The sequence below is a fragment of the Nonomuraea sp. NPDC003709 genome (assembly GCF_040610775.1).
GTDB lineage: Bacteria > Actinomycetota > Actinomycetes > Streptosporangiales > Streptosporangiaceae > Nonomuraea > Nonomuraea angiospora_A.
Genome location: NZ_JBEXMW010000017.1, coordinates 145362 through 163644 on the forward strand (window position 1 = coordinate 145362; position 18283 = coordinate 163644).

Annotated in this window: 16 protein-coding genes; 8 read left to right on the forward strand and 8 right to left on the reverse strand. The window is 72.7% G+C overall.

Translation table 11 applies throughout. The annotated features are described in order from the left end of the window. The first annotated feature begins 29 nt into the window (after positions 1-29). The 3 genes from ABZX61_RS41505 (at position 30) to ABZX61_RS41515 (ending at position 2669) form a co-directional block, all read left to right on the forward strand. Positions 30-575, forward strand: coding sequence for a hypothetical protein (locus ABZX61_RS41505; RefSeq protein WP_355202336.1), 546 nt, complete (start codon positions 30-32; stop codon positions 573-575). 36 nt (positions 576-611) lie between these two features. After that, positions 612-1490 (forward strand): alpha/beta hydrolase, encoded by an 879-nt coding sequence (locus ABZX61_RS41510; protein WP_355202339.1) that lies wholly within the window; start codon positions 612-614, stop codon positions 1488-1490. A 729-nt stretch (positions 1491-2219) separates the two neighbouring features. After that, complete coding sequence (locus ABZX61_RS41515; RefSeq protein ID WP_355202342.1) at positions 2220-2669, forward strand: hypothetical protein; 450 nt, start codon at positions 2220-2222, stop codon at positions 2667-2669. Here the strand turns inward: ABZX61_RS41515 and ABZX61_RS41520 are convergent. The 5 genes from ABZX61_RS41520 to ABZX61_RS41540 all read right to left on the reverse strand — a co-directional run bounded on the left by ABZX61_RS41520 (position 2605) and on the right by ABZX61_RS41540 (position 8283). Then, on the reverse strand, positions 2605-3513 hold the full coding sequence (locus ABZX61_RS41520) for an LLM class flavin-dependent oxidoreductase (protein ID WP_355202345.1): 909 nt from the start codon (positions 3511-3513) through the stop codon (positions 2605-2607). The two genes, ABZX61_RS41515 and ABZX61_RS41520, sit on opposite strands and share 65 nt — an antisense overlap. A gap of 55 nt (positions 3514-3568) precedes the next feature. Beyond that, positions 3569-4660: an FAD-dependent oxidoreductase gene (locus ABZX61_RS41525; RefSeq protein WP_355202348.1), complete on the reverse strand. Its 1092-nt coding sequence runs from the start codon at positions 4658-4660 to the stop codon at positions 3569-3571. A gap of 86 nt (positions 4661-4746) precedes the next feature. Next, a complete protein-coding gene (locus tag ABZX61_RS41530) occupies positions 4747-5217 on the reverse strand; it encodes a MarR family winged helix-turn-helix transcriptional regulator (protein WP_350732244.1) in 471 nt (156 codons plus the stop codon). Positions 5218-5233: 16 nt separating this feature from the next. Next, positions 5234-7192 (reverse strand): DUF2264 domain-containing protein, encoded by a 1959-nt coding sequence (locus tag ABZX61_RS41535; protein ID WP_355202351.1) that lies wholly within the window; start codon positions 7190-7192, stop codon positions 5234-5236. A 77-nt stretch (positions 7193-7269) separates the two neighbouring features. Beyond that, complete coding sequence (locus tag ABZX61_RS41540; RefSeq protein WP_355202354.1) at positions 7270-8283, reverse strand: LacI family DNA-binding transcriptional regulator; 1014 nt, start codon at positions 8281-8283, stop codon at positions 7270-7272. 233 nt (positions 8284-8516) lie between these two features. Here ABZX61_RS41540 and ABZX61_RS41545 point away from each other — a divergent pair, with 233 nt between their 5' ends. Then, positions 8517-8978, forward strand: coding sequence for a GNAT family N-acetyltransferase (locus tag ABZX61_RS41545; protein WP_355202357.1), 462 nt, complete (start codon positions 8517-8519; stop codon positions 8976-8978). Here the strand turns inward: ABZX61_RS41545 and ABZX61_RS41550 are convergent. Further along, entirely contained in the window at positions 8955-11546 is a 2592-nt protein-coding gene (locus ABZX61_RS41550) for a LuxR C-terminal-related transcriptional regulator (RefSeq protein WP_355202360.1), read from the reverse strand. The two genes, ABZX61_RS41545 and ABZX61_RS41550, sit on opposite strands and share 24 nt — an antisense overlap. A 77-nt stretch (positions 11547-11623) precedes the next feature. On the opposite strand from ABZX61_RS41550, the gene ABZX61_RS41555 reads away from it, so the two are divergent. Continuing rightward, a complete protein-coding gene (locus ABZX61_RS41555; RefSeq protein ID WP_355202363.1) occupies positions 11624-12703 on the forward strand; it encodes a hypothetical protein in 1080 nt (359 codons plus the stop codon). Positions 12704-12746: 43 nt separating this feature from the next. Next, a complete protein-coding gene (locus ABZX61_RS41560; RefSeq protein ID WP_355202365.1) occupies positions 12747-14000 on the forward strand; it encodes an epoxide hydrolase in 1254 nt (417 codons plus the stop codon). A 1-nt stretch (position 14001) separates the two neighbouring features. Here the strand turns inward: ABZX61_RS41560 and ABZX61_RS41565 are convergent, their stop codons facing one another. Beyond that, positions 14002-14877, reverse strand: a complete 876-nt coding sequence (locus ABZX61_RS41565) for a dioxygenase (RefSeq protein ID WP_355202367.1) — start codon at positions 14875-14877, stop codon at positions 14002-14004. A gap of 65 nt (positions 14878-14942) precedes the next feature. After that, positions 14943-16247 (reverse strand): M28 family peptidase, encoded by a 1305-nt coding sequence (locus ABZX61_RS41570; RefSeq protein ID WP_355202370.1) that lies wholly within the window; start codon positions 16245-16247, stop codon positions 14943-14945. Positions 16248-16323: 76 nt separating this feature from the next. On the opposite strand from ABZX61_RS41570, the gene ABZX61_RS41575 reads away from it, so the two are divergent. Next, positions 16324-17151, forward strand: a complete 828-nt coding sequence (locus ABZX61_RS41575; RefSeq protein ID WP_355202372.1) for an alpha/beta hydrolase — start codon at positions 16324-16326, stop codon at positions 17149-17151. A gap of 46 nt (positions 17152-17197) precedes the next feature. Further along, a complete protein-coding gene (locus tag ABZX61_RS41580; RefSeq protein ID WP_355202375.1) occupies positions 17198-18205 on the forward strand; it encodes a HEAT repeat domain-containing protein in 1008 nt (335 codons plus the stop codon). The last annotated feature ends 78 nt before the right edge of the window (positions 18206-18283 follow it).

Below are 18283 nucleotides of genomic sequence, written 5' to 3' on the forward strand. Positions count from 1 at the left end.
CGCGCAGTTCAATGAACGTCATGCAACGTATGACTGGATTGCTGGTCGGCGCGGTCTTCGGCGCGGTCTTCGTCGTCGTCAACGCGCAGAGCCCGCTGAACACCTTGACCGTGAACGTCCTGCGGGCGGCCGCCTGCCTGGCCGCCGCGAGTGTGATCGCCATGTGGTTCGTCGCGGCCCGGAGAGAGCACACCGGCGGGGGACCGCGGCCGAACATGTTCGGCCGTGGTTACCTGATCGTCGTCGCCGCCGAGGCTCTCCTGCTCTTCGGCGGGCTCCGGGTGCTGGCCGCCTGGGGGCTCCCCGAGCAGGCCAACGTGGCCTGGGTCGCGTTCGTGGTCGGCGTGCACTTCATCGCCCTGGCGCCGATCTGGAAGGACCGGGGCATCGCCGTACCCGGTGTGGTCCTCACCGTGCTCGGCGTCGCCGGCCTGCTCCTGGCCCCGACGGGCGCGGTCGCCTGGGTGCCGCTCGTCAGCGGCGTGCTGTCCGGGGTGGCGCTCCTGACCGGCGCCGTCGCCTTCGGCTGGCGCAGCGTGACGGCGCGAACGGCCGATCATCAAGCGGCTGCCTAGCGTTCATCGGCCGGGCTTCGGGGAAGCACCAGCCGCATGTTCGAAGGGTTCGTGAGCGAGAACATCGATGTGGGCGACGCGTCGTTGTACGTCCGCCATAGCGGCGAGGGATGTCCCGTCTTATTGCTACACGGGCATCCCCGCACGTCCGCCACGTGGCATGAGGTCGCGCCCCGCCTCGTGCGGCAAGGCTTCACGGTGGTGTGCCCAGACCTGCGCGGCTACGGCAGGTCGCGCGGCCCGGCACCGAGTCCGGATCACTCCGCCCACTCCAAACGCGCCATGGCGGGCGACATGATACGTCTCATGCGGGCGCTGGGCCACGAGCGATTCGCCGCGGTGGGGCACGACCGCGGGAGTTATGCGGCCTTGCGGCTCGCGCTCGATCACCCGGCCGCCGTCGTACGCCTTGCCCTGCTCGACTGCATCCCGATCAGTGAGCACCTCAGGCGAGCGAACGCCAAGTTCGCGACCAGCTGGTGGCATTGGTTTTTCTTCGCTCAGCCGGAGATCCCGGAGCGTGTCATCAACGCCGACCCGGACAGCTGGTATCACGGCGACCCGGCGAGGATGGGACGGGAGAACTACGACGAGTGGCGCGCAGCCACCCGCCGTCCCGAGGTGGTGCGGGCCATGCTCGAGGACTATCGAGCCGGCCTCACCGTGGATCGGCACGACGAGGAGGCCGACCGCGCTGCCGGGAAGCGGGTGGCGTGTCCCTTGCTGGTCTTGTGGTCGCTCCGGGACGATCTGGAGGAGCTCCACGGCGACCCCCTCGCGATCTGGCAAGGATGGGCGAGGGATGTGCGGGGACACGGCATCGATTCGGGGCACCACATGGCGGAGGAGGCTCCAGAGGCACTGGCTATGGCGCTCGCGGACTTCTTCTCGCCGGAGAAGCCCCCGACGCTGTGACCTGTCAACCCGCGTCCGGCAAAGCCACCACCAGCGCCAAAGCCGCTCCTTTATGAAAGTGTGCTGATCCGTGCGGATGCCTGCCATTTCGTGTGAGCCCTTGCGCCCCGGTAACCGGGGAAATCAAATGGGGTTCGCGACCGGTGAATGACCGCGGTTTCCGCGCCGGTGCGAGCCCTCCGGCGCGTGCCGGCGTGGGGCCTTCCGGGTAAACGGCGTTACCGGGCGTGGGCGCGCGCCTTACGGCCGACTGATAACGTCGTGGGGAATGCGCGTAAATGGGGCCCCGGCGTGCTTCGCATGAGCGTTTTGTCCCCCGCCGAGTCACGACTCATGCCGGGGGCCGATGTCCGGAATTTGACTTCTCCGCCGCGCCCGTTTCTTTCTCGAGTTCGGCCCGGAATTGCCGTGGGCGGCTCGGAAAAGATACGCGTTCAGGTGACCACGCTCCGTATATCGCCGGGCGAATTCCGCGGGGAGCGCCGCGCGAATGCCGCCGCACCGTCGACCGTGCGGCAGTTGAAGTTCCGGCTCCGAGCTGCTCGGCTGAGCCACCCCCGTCCTCCCGGCGGGTGCATGCTGAGGAGGGGAAGCACACACCCGACCGGGAGGTGGGCGTTGCGGCAAGGACGGGGGCCCGGCGGATCAGCCGGAAGGACGCGCAGGGCGAAGGCTGGGGCCCGTGGGGGCGGGCTCCGGCTCGGTGTCGTCGAGCTCTATGGCCTCGGCATGCTGGCGCTGGCCGTGGTGAGCGCGTACTTCGCCGTGCTCGCGGCGGCGCCGGAGATCCGGGCGGCGCGCGGCGAGGGCACCACGGGGACGTTCACGGCCGAGCATCTCGAATGCTCCATCTACGGCATCTGCTCGTGGCAGGGCTCGTTCCGCTCGGACGACGGCGGCCTGCGCCTTGCCGACGCCTGGCTCCACGGCCGCGACGAGGACGAACTGTCCGCCGGTGACCAGGCTCCGGCCCTGTACGCGGGCCACGGCGGCGGCAAGGTCCACGCCCCGGGAAGCCACGACCTCTGGGCCCTTGGGGCGTTCTTCGTGGTGGACCTGGTCTTCGCGGGTTACGCCCTCACGTTCTTCCCGGGCGTACGGCTGACGCGCCGCCTCAGGAGGCCTGGATCGCCTCGCGCACGGCCGGGACGATCTCCCCGGCCCAGCGGCCGAGGGTGACGAGGTCGGCCACGCCGTGATCGGCCGAGAAGAGGATGAAACCCGAGGCGTCGTGCTCCAGCACGGCCCCGGTCAGTTCCTCGACCCACTGGCCCACGGAGCCGCCGATCCAGCGGCCGTCGCCGTCACGGGTGGCGGGCAGCGGCCGGTCGGTGATGCGGCCCGGGAAGTTGTAGATCGTACGGATCTCGCGTGGATCCCGGCCCGCGGCCGCCGCCGCCTCGTCGATGATCGGCCGCGAGGTCCGGTAGCGCTCGCTGAGCCAGTCCGCCGCGTGGCCGGGGAGCCAGCCGTCGGCCACCCGGCCGGTGGCGGCCAGGGATTTCGCGCCGTTCGATCCCGTCCACACCGGAGGAGCGGCCACGGGAGCCGGCTCGATCTGGCGCACCTGGTAGTGGCGGCCCTCGTAGGTGACCGGCGGGCCGCCGCCCGACAGCTTCTTGACCAGGACGATCGCCTCCTCGAAGGCGTCCACGGCGGCGCCCGGCGACAGCCGGGGCACGCCCATGTCGGCGATCCGGTCCCACAGCCCGCCCGCGCCCATGCCCAGCACGACGCGGCCCTGCGACAGCGCCGACAACGACGTGACGGTCCTGGCCAGCATGGGAGCGGGGCGGGTCGGCAGGTTGGTGACGTTGACGAGGCCGGCGACGTGCTGCGTACTCCCCAGGATGAACCCGAGGGCGGCGTACGCGTCCAGGCGCCTGCCGATGTAGGGGTGGTCCGACAGCGACAGGAGGTCGAGACCGTCGCGGTCGGCCTGCTGGGCCATGCGCAGCAGCTCCGGCGCCTCGTCGACGCCGCTGTGCGCGCCGAAGCCGAAGACTACGTCGTGTCCGGACAAGGTTCTGCCTTTCCTTTCGATTTTCATGATCACACCTGCCGCGGCCGGGAGGCCTTCAGGCGGCGCCGAACTGCTCGGTGAAGCGGCCGGTGAACAGGTCGGCGCCCTTGTACGCCGACACCGTCTCGGCCGGGACGACGGCCGGGCCGTCGGGGCCGGGCAGCTGGCCGACGCCGCCGCGCGGTCCGAGCGGGAGCAGGATCATGGGGTGGGGCAGAGGCCGGTAGGCGGCGGTGGGCCGCTCGCCGCGCAACTGGGCGAGGATGTTGCCCGCGACCACCTCGGCGTGCTGCATCGCGTACCCGGCCATCTTGGCCTCGGGCACGTCGGTGATGTCGCCGATCGCGTAGACGTGGTCGTACCCGTGGACGTTGAGCGTCTCGGTGACCCGCACCTGCCCTTGCGGGGTGCGGGTGGTGAGCCGGCCGTCGGCGAGGTAGTCGCTGTTGACGCGCACGCCGTAGGCGCGGAACCAGATGTCGGCGGTGATCTCCTCCCCATCGGCGGTGGTGACGGTGAAGGTCCCGGCCTCGCCGGGCTCGGTCGCCGGCGGCGCGGTCAGGTGGGTGCCCAGCCGCAGGTGGATGCCGAGCTCATCGAGCTGGCGGTGCAGGTCCTGGCGCAGCTCCGGCTCGAACGCCGGCAGGAGTTGCCCGGCCGGGTCGATGACGGTCACGTGCTTGTGCGCCCAGACCTCCTTGATCTCCCCGGCCAGCTCCAGACCGACCGGGCCGGCGCCCAGGATCAGCACGTGTTCGGCGCCGGCCAGCTCCTTGTGGGTCGCGCGGAGGTCGTCCAGGACCTGCTCGGTGGAGTCGGCGACGGGCTTGGCCGGGTAGGTGTAGCTGGAGCCGGTGGCCAGGACCAGGTAGTCGGCCTCGACCCGCTGCCCCGAGGCCAGGGTGACGCCGCCGGGATCCACGGAGACCGCACGGTCGCGGACCACCGTGCCCCGGGTCAGGAACCCGCTGTAGGGGAAGAACATGTTGCTCCCCCACTCCGGCCGGGTCACCGACCGCAGCGACCCGGCCGTGTTGAAGAACGCGTCCCGGGGATCGACGAGGACGACCTCGGCCTCGGCGTCCAGCGCCTTGGCCAGCGCCGAACCGCCGTAACCACCGCCGACGACCACAACTTTACGACTCATGATTGCACGCCCCGATCAACAGAATAGGTTGAGTTCGTGCTACGAACCATATTAGTTCGCTACACGAACTGCAACCCGGGGCAGCTTTACGAGTGGGCCCCCTCGCCGGGCTCCAGGAAGACCACGGGGACCTTGTTGTCCTGCACGACCCGGCCGAGCAGGTCCGCGAGCGCGTCACGGTCGGCGGCGGCGAGGCCCGCCGTCAGGTTCTCGATCCGCGCGCAGGTCTCCGTGTAGAACTCCGCGGCGAGCTCGGAACCCTTCCTGGTCAGCGCGATCCGCAGCGCGCGCGAGTCGTGCGGGTCCGGTCTGCGCTGGACCAGGCCGTTGCGCTCGGTGCGGTCCACCAGGCCGGTGAGGCTGGACTTGGCCAGCCCCAGCATCGCGCCCAGCTCGCTCATGCCGTACGGCTGCGCCATCAGCACGCACAACAACTGCCCCTGTTGCGAGGTGAGGCCATATTCCCTGGCGGACTCGGCGTACACGGCGTTCGTCAGGAACGTGGACCGCACCAGCGCGGCCACCACCCCGATCCGCTCCTCATCATGCTTTTCCACGCGTTCAGGGTAACATTCAAATGCCTGACAATTCGTAGGACGAACTACCCCTTCGGGTCAGAGGCGGGTGGTCACACAGGTCTTGCGCACGTGCCACTCCCCCTGCCGGCCCGCGGGCATGACCAGGGTCGGGGACGGCGCCGAGGCGGACCGTAATCGGATCCCCGGCGGGCGGCCGCAGGGTGACCTCGTCCCCGTTCACCAGCACCTCCGGCATCGCCGGCTCCCGTTCGGCCGCCGTGAGCAGGACCAGGCTGACGTACACGGCGGTCCCGCCCGGGTGGGCGTCGCGGATCAGGTACGGCGTGGCGGAGTGCGTTCCGAAGGCGTTCACGCCGTGCCCGCGCGCCACGCCCGCCCCCGTGTAGCCGTGCAGCCCGCGCACCACGCTGGTCAGGCCGTCCGCGCGCCGGGCCAGCGCCCAGGTGTCCCCGGACCGGGCCTCGGGCGGCCGCGGACCGGCCACCGCGTGGCCGCCGTCGCGTACCTGGTGTCCGGCGGGCGCCGTGACCTGGTGGATCCGGATCTCGGCCGCGCCGTCGACCACGGAGGCGGTCACCACGCGGACGGGCCCGTCCTGGTACGCCGAGGCGGCGAAGCGCTCGCTCACGGCGAGGGGTTCGATGCGGCGCCGCCGGGAGGGCGCCCCCTGCGGTGAGACGACGGCGAGCTGCCCGTCGACCGCCTGCTCGCCGATGTCGGGGCCGGTGTGGCTGGTGTAGGCGAGCCTCAGGTAGTGCGGGTCCGGCGGCCCCGCGGGGTCCTGGACGCGGTCGCGGTCGCTGCCGTGGTTGACCAGCCGGACGACGCCGTCCTCGCGGGTGGCGTGCAGCAGCCAGCCCGGCGGGGACATCGCCACGACCTGGTCGGCGCGGTCGACCGGCGCGGCCGCCTCGGCGTCCGTCCAGGCCGGGTGACCGGGCGGCAGCAGCAGGCCGAGGAAGGCCTTGCTGGCCCAGTACGGCGAGGCGGGGCCGGAGTAGTCCTGGGTGCCGGGCGGGAAGGCGTCGTACCAGCCGCAGGTGAGCAGGCCGCGCTCGTCGGGGGCGCCGCGTTCGACGAAGTGGCGCAGCACGCCGCTCGCGATCCGCCTGGTCCGCCCAGGGGGCAGGGGCGAGGCGCCGGTCAGCGCGCCCAGCCAGAGCGGCGCGACCGTCGCGAACCGGTAGATCAGGGACCGCCCCTGGTGCACCGGCCCGCCGTCGGCGGCGAACAGGTGCTGGTACTGCTCCAGGAACCGGCGCAGGCGATCCGCGTAGAGCCGCCCGCGGGCGGTGTCGCCGGCCATCCGCGCCCACAGCGACGGATACAGGTGCATCGCCCAGCCGGAGTAGTAGTCGAAGTTCTTGCCCTTGCCGTCGGAGTACCAGCCGTCGCCGACGTACCACTCCTCGATCCGCTCCAGCCCGCCGGCGATCTCGCCGGGGTCGTGCGGCCCGCCCACCTCGGCGAGGAACTGCTCCACGACGACCTGGAACAGCACCCAGTTGTTGTCCGGCGTGCGCCGCCCGACGAACCCGGCCAGCCAGGCCACCACCCGCTCCCGCTGCTCCGGTGACAGCCGGTCGAACAGCCAGGGCCGGGTCTCGTGCAGCGCGAGCGCGATGGAGGCGGCCTCCACGAGCGGCTGCGACATGTCCGTCAGGGGTGGCCAGGCGTACGGGTGCGCGGGATCGGTGCCGGCCACCAGCCCCGCGGCGTAGCGCTCCAGCAGGGCGGGCGGCACGTCGCCGCCCGCCCCGGCGATGCGGAAGGCCGCGAGCAGGAACGTGCGGGCGAAGCCTTCCAGCCCGTCGCTGACGGTGCCCGACCGGCTCGCCCGCCCGGGCAGGCGGTATTGGGCGAAACCGTCCGTGGCGTACGGCGCCACGGAGTCGAGCAGGTGGTCCGCCACGCTCTCCCAGTGGGCACGGGTCCAGCCGGTGAAATCGGACAGCTGCGGGTCGGCAGGCGGGAGGCGCAGGGGGGAGGACATGGACCGGATACTACGGCATCCACCTGGGCAGACCTTCGATGGAGTGGCACCGTCCCTGTAAACGGTTTAACTCCGCCTCAGACGTGCAGAAGAGGGCGGACGGAGTCGCGGACGATGATGTGCGTGCCGAGCATCACGTGCCGGCTCATCCCGGCCGTGTCGGTGTCCAGGGCCAGCCGCACAGCGGTCCGGCCCAGCTCCTCGTGCGGCACGTGCACGGTGGTCAGATCGATGTCGTCGGCCGGCGGGAGGTCGTCGAAACCGACCAGCGACACGTCGTCCGGCACCCGCAGGCCGCGCTCCCGCAACGCCGCCCGGGCCCCGGCCGCCAGCAGATCGTTCCCGGCGAACACCGCGGTGAAGTCACGCGGCCCCGCCTCCAGCCGCTCCCGCATCATGCGGTAGCCCTCGCGCCGGTCCATCACCACGCTGTCCACCTCGAGCCCGGGGTCATGCGCCACCCGGTGCGCGGCCAGCGCCGCCCGATAGCCCGCGATCCGGCTCTCCGGCGTCGTGTAACCGGCCCGCCGCCCGAGGAACAGGATCCGCCGGTGACCGGCCGAGAGCAGATGACTGGTGATCGCATGGGCGCCACCGGTGTTGTCGTACTCCACCACGATGGCCGGCACCTCCTCCCCCAGCGCCGGACGCCCGCACAACACCAGCCGCGACCCCGCCACCGCCAGCGCCCGCGCGTAGTCCGCCATCCGCTCCCGGTAGGCGTCGTCGATCGGCATGTTGCCGACCAGGATCACCGCCTCGGCGTGCTCCTCCCGCAGCAGCCGCACCATGGCCAGCTCCCGCTCGGCGTCCCCGCCCGTGGTGCCCACGATGCACAGCCGGCCCTCGCGCACCGCCTGGTCCTGCACGCCCTGCGCCACATGCGCGTAATGCGGGGACACCACCGAGTTCACCACGATCGCCACGCTCTTCGGCCGCGCCCCCGCCAGCCCTCGCGCGTGGGCGTTGGCCACGTAGTCGAGCTCCCGGACCGCCCGCATCACCTTGCTCCGGGTGGCGGGAGCGCTCGGGTACGAGCCCGACAGGATCCGCGACACGGTGGCCACCGACACACCGGCGTGCTTGGCCACGTCCCGGATCGTCGAGGGACGAGGCCGACCATCCTCAGGAACGGCCCGGCGAGGCATCCATCCCCCTTATCCCCACTGTTAAAGCGGTTTAACGATATCGCACGACCGCGGATCCGGCGCGTACGCGGCAAGCCCGCCCGACTGACTCCGGGCGCGAAGAGCCGCTCACCCCCAACTCCCGTGACCGGCCGCTGATGGCGGCGTCCGCCCCTGAGCCTCGTAGGCTGGCCCGCGTGGAGATCCGCGACAGAACCCCCGACGACCTGGACGCCTGCACGAAGGCCCTCGCCGAGGTCCAGGCCAGTGACCGCTACCCCGTGGACTGGCCGCGCGACCCGGCCGGCTGGCTGACGCCGGACGGCCTGATCGGGGCGTGGATAGCCGTCGAGGCGGAGGCGGTGCTCGGCCACGTGGCGCTCACCCGGGACATGGAGGTCACCCGCCTGTTCGTCACCCCCGCCGCCCGCGGGCGCGGCCTGGCCGCCCGGCTCCTCGACACCGTGCGCGCCGCCGTCGAAACCCCCCTCAAGCTGGAGGTCTCCTCCGAGGGGACGGCCGCCATAGCGTTCTACGAACGCTCCGGCTGGCGCAGGGTCGGCAGCGGCCGCGCCCGCTGGCTCAACGCGGCCGGTGAGCCGGCGCTGGTGTACCACTACGTGAGCCCGCCCCGGTCAGGTGAAGAGCAGGTCGGCTAGCTCGGCCCGGCTGTTCAGTCCGGTCCGCTCGTAGACCTGCACGAGCGTGTTCGCGACCGTCCGGCGGGAGAGCACCAGCCGGTCGGCGATGTCCTGGTTGCTCAGGCCCGAGGCGGCCAGCTGCGCGATCTGCCGCTGCCTGGCGGTCAGCTGCGGCGCGGCCAGGCCGGTCAGCGCCGGGGTGCGGGCGCCTTCGCAGCGGCGGGCCAGCCGCCACGCGCGGGTCTCGGCGGCCCGCTGCCGCCGCGGCAGCCCCTGCCTCCGGTACGCGGCCGCGGACTGGGCGGCGGCCTCCGCCGCGTGCAGCAGCATGCCGAGCGACTCGAAGGCCAGCGACACCGCGTCGAGCTCCTGGGGAACGTCCTCGGCCGCCGCGTGCCGGGCGAGGATCGGGGCCAGGTCGCCTTCCACGGAGGCGGCCAGCCGGGCGAGCCGGTCGGCGACCAGGCCGGAGGCGCCGAGCCGGACGGCGTCGTGCAGGGCGTACAGCTCGTACGCTCGGAGCTCCCCGGCCGAGTCGGCGGTCTCGAGCGCCGCCTCGACCGCCCCGGCCAGGTCGCCGTCGGCCGCGAGCGCCCACGGCCGCGCCAGCCGGAAGGCGAACTCGACCTGGTGACCGACCCGCAGGCCCAGCTCTGCGGCCAGCTCCGTGGTCGCCCGCACCGCGGCCACGTCGCCGGTGAGCGCGTACGCGTGGGCCAGCTCGGCCAGGCACAGCCCGCCGTGCAGCGTACGGCCCCGCAGCCGCACGGCGGCCTGCCTGCACAGCCGGACGGCCTCGGCGGGCCGACCCTGGAGCCTGGCCACCCGGCCGCGCAGCGCCCCGAACATGATCAGCGCACGGTCCCAGCCCACGTAGTCCTCGCCGATGCGGTACCCCACGTCGGCGAACCGGCGCGCCGCGGCCAGGTCGCCGGCGAGAACGGCGGCGCCGACCCCCGTCTCCGCCAGCGTGGCCGTGAGCGACGGCAGCCATCCGGGCAGGTCTCCGACGCTGCCGAACGCCTCGTCCACGCGGGCGACGGCCTGCCGGGCGCGTCCTTCGTGGACGAGCCTGCCTCCCTCCAGCGGGGCCAGCCCGAGCTCGAACCGGGAGCTGAGCGGGGCGATCCGGCGGATCTCCGCGACCGACCGCCCGAGCTGGTCGAACATGCCCATCGTGTACTCGATGGAGCCGCGCATCACCAGGAGGCCCTGGCGCGGCTCCGTACCGGTCATCGTGGCGCAGGCGTCCGTCAGCATGGCCCGGGCCTCGGCCTCCCGGCCCAACCCCCAGAAGAGGTTGAGCGCGTGCACGGACACCAGGTCGGCCCGCGTCATGTCGTCCGCCGGGGCGTCGGCCAGGTCCGGCAGGACGGTCTCGGTCTCGTCGTACCGGTCGTCGTAGAACAGCACCGACGCCAGCGCCAGGGCGGCCGTGAAACCACCCCCGGCCGCCAGCGCGGCCCGTCCGAGCCGGGCCGCGAGCCGCAGGTCACGGACGCTCCGCGCGATGTTGCACGCCTCGACGAGCGCGGCGGGGTCGCCGGCCGTCCCGCTGTCGAGCCGCCAGACCGCGACGCGGAGCGGGTCCGCGCCGGTGCGGCCGCCCACCTCGTCGGCCAGGCTCCTGAGCACCTCGCGGGTACGCAGCGTGCCGCACCCGGCCCGGATCACCTCGCCGTAGAGCGGATGCGCGAGCCGTACGGACAGCGGCTCAGGAAAATACAAGGGTTCCAGGGGCCGGGTGGGCAGGGGCTCCGGGGAGATCGTGACGAGCTGGCGGTCCTCCAGACGCCGAAGGGTGTCCAGCGGGGCGAGCGCGGACAGCGCGTCCACGGACAGCGGCTCGCCGTGGGCGACGAGCTCCAGCGCGGCCCGTTCGCCGGGGTCGACGTCGCCGATCCGGCTCTCGATCAGCTCGCGCAGCCGCGTCGTCACCGGGATCTCGCCCGACCAGTGCCACACCCCGCGCCGCTCGGCGAGCGCGCCTCCCGACTCGCCGGCCAGCACCAGCTCGCGCAGGAACAGCGCGTTGCCCTCGCTGGCCCGCCACAGCCGCCGGACCGTGGGCGCCTCGACCTGCCCGCCCAGCGCTCCGGCCAGGACCAGGCCCGCCTCCCGGAGCGTCAGCGGGGCCAGGTCCAGACGCGGGAGCAGGTCGTCCTTCCACAGCGCCGTCACGGCGTCGGGCGCGCGTTCCCCGCTGCGCGTCGTCGCCAGCACGCGTGCCCGGCCGCCGGTCACCAGGTGGTGCACCAGCACGGCCGAGACCGGGTCCAGCAGGTGGGCGTCGTCGACCATGAGCACCAGCCGCTCGCGGCCCAGGGCGTCGGCGGCCCAGCGGATCACGTTGCCGTGCGGCGGCTGGGCGGGCAGCAGGTGCGCCATGGCGCCCAGCGGGAGGTCCGAGGCGGCGGCGGTGGCGAGGATCCAGGTCACGTCGCCGGCGCCGGACAACGCCTCGGCCGCCAGGCGGCTCTTGCCCGCGCCCGCCGGCCCGGCCACGACGGCGCCGCCGGCCTCCACCGCCGATCGGATCGCCGCGAGCTGGGATTCCCGACCGGCGAAGGGCCACAGATGACGCACAGAGGGATGGTACGGGCGAACGTTTGAGTAGGCCATGCTCTATGCGGGACCTCCCGGGGCGGGAGACGGTTCTGCACATGACCGCGATGCCATCCCGCGCCCACCTCACCCCTCTTGTACGGAAATATCTGGACGATGAGGGCGCCGAGGTGGAGTCCATCCGCGTGGAGCCGATCGACCACACGTCCGGCACCCCGTCCACCGGCGGCCTGCGCCGGGTCAGCGGCACGACCGCGTCCGGCCGCACCTGGTCCTTCTTCGTCAAATCCCTGCATTCCGCCCGGCACTGGGCGAACATCGACGTGATCCCCGAGCCCGCCCGCACGGAGTTCGTCGCCGGGTTCCCGTGGCGGACCGAGGCCGACGTGTACACCTCCGGCCTGCCCCTCCCGCCCGGGCTGCGGCTGCCCCGCCTGTTCCTGGTCGACGACCTCGGCGACGAGCGCCTCGACCTGTGGCTGGAGGACGTCCGCACCGCCCCGGGGGAGTGGGACCTGACCAGGTACGCCGCCGCGGCCCGCGCGCTGGGCCGGCTCGCCGGGCAGCGTCCCGCCGACGACTCCCGCCCCCGTACGGCGCTGCGGACCTACGTCGGCCAGTTGCTCACCCAGCACGCGCTGCCCATCCTGCGCGACCCCGCCCTCTGGCGGCACCCGCTCGTCGCCGCGCACGCCGACCCGCTCCTGCAGATGGACCTGGACACCCTGGCCCGCCGCATCCCCGCGCTGCTCGCGGCCGCGGACCGCCTGCCGCACACCATGGCGCACGGCGACGCCGGGCCGCAGAACCTCCTCGTGCCCGCCGACGACCCCGGCCGGTTCGTGGCCATCGACTGGGGCTGGCAGGACCCGGTGCCGATCGGCTTCGACCTCGGCCAGCTGCTCGTGGGCCTGGCGCACGACGGCCTGACCGAGCCCGGCGAGCTGCCCGTGATCCATCGGGCGATCCTGGCGGCGTACCAGCGGGGGCTGGCCGACGAGGGCGTGCCCGCCGGCGACGCCGCGGCCGGGTACGTCACCACGCTGGTCCTGCGCAGCGCCTTCACCGCGATCCCCGCCGAGCGCCTCGGCGAGCCGGTCACCGACGACCTGCGCGAGCTGTTCCGCAAGCGCGTCGGCCTGGCCCGCTTCATCGCCGACCTCGGCCTCGCGCTCTGATACATCACGAAATTAAATAAATCTCTGATATATTTTGCGGTCGATGGCACCTGAGCAGGAGACGACGATGAGCGACGAGACCCGGAGCCCGCTGGCGCCGGAGCCGATCCACGTGCCCGACGACGTGCTCGCCGACCTGCGGCGGCGCCTGGAGCTGACCCGCTGGCCGGACGACGCGGGCAACGACGACTGGAGCTACGGCGTCAACCGCGCCTACCTGCGGGAGCTCGTCGACTACTGGCACACCGGCTACGACTGGCGCAAGGCCGAGGCCGCGATCAACGCCTACGAGCACTACCGCGTCGAGGTCGACGGCGTCCCCGTGCACTTCATGCGCAAGCCCGGCGTGGGCCCGAGCCCGACGCCGCTGATCCTCACCCATGGCTGGCCGTGGACGTTCTGGCACTGGTCCAAGGTCATCGACCCGCTGGCCGACCCCGGCGCGCACGGCGGCGACCCGGCCGAGGCCTTCGACGTCATCGTCCCCTCGTTCCCCGGCTTCGGCTTCTCCACGCCGCTGCCGGACCACCCGGACATGAACTTCTGGAAGGTCGCCGACCTCTGGCACATCCTCATGACCCAGGTCCTCGGCCACGAGAGGTACGCCGCCGCCGGCTGCGACGTCGGAGCCATGGTCACGGGGCAGCTCGGGCACAAGTACGCCGCCGAGCTGCACGGCATCCACATCGGCTCCGGGCAGAAGCTCACGCTGTTCAACGGCGACCGGGCCTGGGACCTCAGCGGCGGGCAGCCCATCCCCGACGGCCTGCCCGCCGACGTCCATGCCCGGATCGTGGCCCTGGACAGGCGCTTCGCCGTCCACCTCGCCGCCCACGTCCTGGCCCCGAGCACGCTCGCCTACGGCCTGACCGACTCGCCCGCCGGAATGCTCGCCTGGATCCTGGAGCGCTGGGCCAGTTGGAGCGACAACGGCGGCGACCTGGAGTCGGTCTTCACCAAGGACGACCTGCTCACCCACGCCATGATCTTCTGGGTGAGCAATTCGATCGGCACCTCGATCCGCACGTACGCCAACAACAACCGCTACCCCTGGACCCCCTCCCACGACCGGCAGCCGCCCGTCGAGGCCCCCACCGGCATCACCTTCGTCGGCTACGAGAACCCGCCCGGCGTCACCACCGACCAGCGCGTGCGGCACTTCGCCGGCAGCGACCGCGGCGCCTGGTACAACCACGTCAACCTGACCGTGCACGACCGCGGCGGCCACTTCATCCCGTGGGAGATCCCCGGGGAGTGGGTCGACGACCTGCGGCGCACGTTCCGCGGCCGCCGGTAGGTCACCGGCTCTCGCGCAGCCGCAGCTCCACGTGCGCGTGGCGGAACGGGACGGGCACGCCGTACGCCGCCGCCAGGTCCGCGTCCTCGGCGCGGACGAAGTCCAGCACCAGGCTGTCCTTGACCCCGAACACCGCGTCCGAGTCGAGGTAAGGCGACTCGGAGACGAACACGTGCGTGGTGAGCGGCGCGTGGCCGTCGGCGCCGGCGATGAAGTGGATGTGCGCGGGCCGGTAGGGGTGGCGGCCCGCCGCCGCCAGGAGCTCCCCGACCGGCCCGTCGTCGGGGATCGGGTACGGAGCCGGAAGGATCGTGCGGAACGCGAACCGTCCCTGGTCGTCGCAGGTGAACAGGCCGCGCAGGTGCCCGGTGGGGACGTCGTCCCGCTGGACGTCGTAGAAGCCCTTCTCGTCGGCCTGCCAGACGTCCACGACCGCGCCGGGGAGGGGGTCGCCGCCGGCCGCGAGCACCTGCCCGGTGACGAGCGTCGGCTCGCCGCCGGGCACCAGGGAGATCGGATCCCCGAGCCGCCGCGGCGGGGACTCGACCATGTGGAACGGCCCCAGGACGGTGGAGTCCGTGGCCCCGGCGGGCGCCCGGTTGGCCATGGTGTCGACGAGCATCGACAGGCCGAGCACGTCGGACAGCAGGACGAACTCCTGGCGGGTGTCGTCGCAGGTCTGCCCGGTCCTGGTGAGGAAGCCGACGGCCGCGTCGAGCTCGGCCTGGGTGAGCTCGACGTCCTTGGCGAAGGCGTGCAGGTGGCGGACGAGGCTGGTGAGGACCTGCCGCAGCCGGGCGTCACGGGCACCGGCGAACGACGCCGCGACGACGTCCTCGGAACGCTCTTCGGAGAACCGAACGGGAGTCTGTGACATCGTGATCACGTCCTGGCGGCGTTGGGGCGTTGTCCCCCAGCATGACCATGGCCGGCGGGGCGCCGCTACCCGCGGAGGTCCGCCGGGGTCCAGCCGGCGGTGCCCGCCACGATCCGGACGGCCGCGCGGGCCAGCGGCTCCAGCCCCGCCACGTCGATCTTGTCGATCGTGTCGGCCGAGTCGAACAGGTACATCGGCGCCGACAGGAAGTGCACCAGCGGCACCCCCTCGGGGTGGAAGAACGCGCCGTCCGTCGGCGGCATCGGCGAGAACACGTCCGGGGGCAGGACGAACGACCGCCGCAGGTCCTCCGCCTCCAGCGTCGCGGCGACCAGTTTCTCCAGCCGGGGGGCTCGTGTCGTGAACCACCATCTGACCTCGGGCTCGGCGGTCGGCACGAGCGTCCCGTCCACCGCCTCGCAGCGGAGCGCGGCGTGCTCCAGGTGCAGTTCGAGCACGACGCCGGCCAGCTCCGGCCGATGGCGGTCGATGAAGGCGCGGGTGCCGGCCGCGTGGGCCATGTGCCCGGAGGTGAGCAGGAACGTCAGGTTGTGCGGGCGCTCCTCGGCCGGGACGCGGGCCCAGTGGCGGGCGGTGGCCAGGACGAGGGCCAGGCCGGAGGCGTCCTCCACGGCCGAGGCCCACGGGGCGTCGTGGTGCGAGGCGACGATGACCGTGTGGGGTGAACTGCCCGGGAGGGTGGCGACCACGTTGTGGGTGATCACGGTGTCGGTGGCGGACTCGGCGATCAGCTCCCCCTCGCACGGGAGGCGGGCCAGGAGCCGGCGGGCGTCCGTCCCGGACAGCCACAGCGCGGGGATGGGCCGCTCGACCGCGTCGTACGGCACGTAGTAGTCGCGGGTCTCCCAGGAGAGGCCGGTCAGCGCGCCGATGAAGCCCGCGGCCCCGGCGGCCAGGGCGGGCTCGACGACCTCCATCATCCGCGGGCCGAACGGGATCGTCTGGACGAGGGTGTCGAAGACGCCCTCGGGGTCGTACGCCGAGGTGGCGAGCGTCCTGACGTACGACTGCGGCAGCTCGCTGAAAGTCACCTCGTCCACGACGATGTCGCCCGGCCGGGCGTCGGCGAGCCGCGCGATCCGGCCCCGCAGGCCGCCGGTCGGCGCGGTGTGGGGCAGCGGCATGCCGGTCCACGAGGTGCCGTCGTCGAGGCGCAGCAGCCCGGCGCCCGGCTGCCAGCGCGGCACCTCGACCGGCTCGAGCGTGACCTCAAGGCCGAACTCCGCCAGGCGCTCGGCCAGCCACCGCTCGGTCCACGCGTCCGCCGGGTAGCCGGGGCGGCGCACGCCCTGCCCCACGACGGTCTCGATCCAGCCCAGCATCTCCGCCGCGGAAGGCACGTGCTCCATGGCCACGATCCAACCATTGACACGACCCACTTGTGAAGCGAGAGTTTCGGTCATCCGTACAAATTATGGAGGCTGTATGAAGTTCGTCGTGGCCGCCGTCGCGCTCGTACTCGGGCTCCTGGCCAGGCCCGCCCAGGCCGCGGACACCATCGAGGCGCACTACAAGGTTGCGGGCCCGTGGACGGTCGCGACCGCCGACGCGACCGGATACAAGCTCTACTATCCGGCCGACCTCGGGGCGGGCGGCTTCAAGCACCCGATCATCACCTGGGGCAACGGGACCAACGCGGTGCCCACGCAGTATCCGGGGCTGCTCAACCAGCTGGCCTCCTGGGGGTTCGCCGTGGTCGCCTCCACCGACACCACGACGGGCACCGGGTCCGAGATGATCGCCGCGGCCCAGTACCTGATCGACCGGAACACCGACAGCTCCAGCGTCTTCTACGGCAAGCTCGACGTGACCAAGGTCGGCGCGGTCGGCCACTCCCAGGGCGCGGGCGGTTCGGTGAACACCGCCACCAAGTCCGGCGGGCTCATCGACACCGTCGTCCCCATCGCGCTGCCCGCCCCGATCTGGGTGAGCGCGGGCGACGCGTTCCACGTGGACCAGCTGACCTGCCCCGTGCTGTTCGTCAGCGGGTCCAGCGACACGATCATCTCCCCCAACTCGGCGCTGCAGACGTACTACGGCCAGGTCCCGGGCGCGGCGGCCAAGGCGCTGCTCAAGGGCGCCGGCCACAACACGATCCAGGGCACGGGCGGCGGCTTCCTCGGCTACGTGACGGCGTGGCTGATGTACCAGCTCCAGGGCGACACTTACGCGCGCGGCGCCTTCGCGGGCACCTCGCCCGAGATCAACACCAACGCCAACTGGCAGAACCAGGTCGAGAAGAACCTGCCTTGAGGAAAACGGATGGCCGCACAGCGCTCGGCGCGCGACCATGCCTCCCATGGACGTCATCGCCGAAGCGGTCGAGTTGATCAGGAACGCCACCTGCCCGGGCGACTACGACCAGGCGTGGGAACTCGTGGGCAGGGCCACGCAGGATCGGGAGACCGCGGCGGGGCGGGGTTTCGCGCTGGTGCGGTCGCCCGATCCGGCCGAGCGCAGGATCGGCTGCGACCTGCTGGGCAGCGTGGCGCAGGTCGAGGGGTCCCTGCGGGAACCGGTGCTGCTCGCGGCCCTGGAACTGGTCGCGGCCGAGACCGAAGACGCCGTGCACGCCTCGATCGCGCGGACGCTGGGCTGCACGGGCGACGAACGGGCCGTGCCCGAGCTGCTGCGCCTGGCCGGGCACCCCGACGAGGACGTGCGCTTCTACGTCGCGTGGTCGCTGCCACTGGGCCGCGCGGACGACGACGCGGTGATCGAGGCGCTGATCCGGCTGACCACCGACCCCGAGGACGAGGTGCGGGACTGGGCGACGTTCGCCCTGGGGACCCAGTGCCAGGCGGACAGCCGGGCGATCCGGGAGGCGCTGTGGGCCCGGGTCGGCGATCAGGACACCGAGGCGCGTGAGGAGGCGATCGCCGGGCTGGCCCGCCGTCGTGATCGCCGCGTCGTGCCGCATGCCGCCCGCCTGCTGGACAACGGCGGGTTCAGCCCCAACACGCTGACGGCGATCGCCTGCCTCGGGGATCCGGCGCTGGTGCCGTACCTGGAGGACTTCGAGGAGGACCAGGGCATCACCGATGCGCTGGGCGAGTGCGATCCGGCGCGGCGCGCGGCGCGCGACGCCTTCGCCGCCGGTCTGGCCGAGGCCCTGCACGCGCGCCTGCCCGAGCTCGACTTCGGCGTGTACGGCGAGCTCTGCGAGCCCGGGCTCACCCTGGCGGCGTCCGGCTACATCTGGTCGGTCGAGCGGCTCCGCGACCGGGTGAGCGGAGACCCGGTGCGCGCCGCCGACCTCGTCGCCGCCGAACTCTCACCAAGCGAGTCCCCGAGCGACGCTGCCTGAGCCCGCGAGTCCCCGAGCGACGCTGCCTGAGCCCGCGAGTCACCTGACGGCCCGCCCGTAGCGCGAAGGCGGGGCCGG